This is a genomic window from Mycoplana sp. 10N416 (genome assembly GCF_056394765.1).
Map to the genome: position 1 here is coordinate 1 of NZ_JBFTIM010000053.1, position 499 is coordinate 499.

The 499-nt window shown below is 63.1% G+C and carries 1 protein-coding gene; it reads left to right on the plus strand.

Annotation, left to right across the window (positions count from 1 at the left end; translation table 11 throughout):
* Positions 1-373 (plus strand): oligopeptide/dipeptide ABC transporter ATP-binding protein (locus AC1DDS_RS25770; RefSeq protein WP_477481442.1); only part of this gene is annotated, 373 nt, incomplete at its 5' end.
* Positions 374-499 lie beyond the last annotated feature (126 nt).

Consider the following 499-nt stretch of genomic DNA (forward strand, 5'->3'; position numbering starts at 1 on the left):
GCAGGAGCAGTTGAAGCTGACCTACCTGTTCATCACCCACGATCTGAGCGTCGTGCGCCAGTTCGCCGATCGAGTGGGGGTGATGTTCCTCGGGCGGATGGTGGAGGTCGGGACGACCGAGGATATTTTCTCCACCCCCCGCCATCCCTATACGATGTTCCTGATTTCGGCCGTCCCGCGCCCCGATCCGCATCAGAGGAACCGCGAAAGGCCGATGCTGGTCGGCGATATACCGAGTCCGATGAACCTGCCGTCCGGATGCCGCTTTCACACGCGTTGCCCCTTCGCGCAGGCGATCTGCCGGAGCGAGGAACCGGTGCTGTCCGACAGTGGCGGCCGGGCGGTTGCGTGCCATTTCCCCCTGAATCAGTGATCGGGGCGTTTCACTTCAAGGAAGGAGCTTGGGCTTGGATCTAATCGTATCTCGTAACGGCGATGGCTGGCAGGCCGCCTATGGAGACAAGCGCTGGCGCTGCGCCGTCGGCCGCGGCGGCATACA